This is a genomic window from Paenibacillus senegalensis JC66 (assembly GCF_000285515.1).
Taxonomy (GTDB): Bacteria; Bacillota; Bacilli; order Paenibacillales; family NBRC-103111; genus Paenibacillus_L; species Paenibacillus_L senegalensis.
On record NZ_CAES01000154.1, the window covers coordinates 1 to 386 of the forward strand.

The following is a 386-nucleotide window of genomic DNA, read 5'->3' on the forward strand; positions in this document are numbered from 1 at the left end:
AAAGCTTTACAACGTAAAGCTACTTCGAAAGCATACTTCATCTTCGTGAATGCGTTTCGATCTAGTTTTCAGGGAGCAATTCCTTGAGCAAGACCGTTTGGTGGTGATGGCGGAGGGGAACCACGCGTACCCATCCCGAACACGACCGTTAAGCCCTCCAGCGCCAAGGGTACTTGGACCGAAGGGTCCTGGGAGAGTAGGACGCTGCCAAGCGGCGAAGAAGAAGATCACGGATACGACCGTGGTCTTTTTTGTTGTGCTCGTCTTTAAGCGTCTATCTCCCGGGGCTAAGCGGCGAAGAAGCGCTCGGGCCCCGCTATAGCGGCGATTGTATGCGGTTTTTCTGTGAAAATAAAACGCCCTGCATGAGGAGCAATGTTGGGTAA

At 52.6% G+C, this 386-nt stretch carries 1 rRNA gene; it reads left to right on the top strand.

Annotation, left to right across the window (positions count from 1 at the left end):
• The first annotated feature begins 96 nt into the window (after window positions 1-96).
• A 5S ribosomal RNA gene (rrf, locus tag PSHG_RS26100) occupies window positions 97-213 on the top strand.
• Window positions 214-386 lie beyond the last annotated feature (173 nt).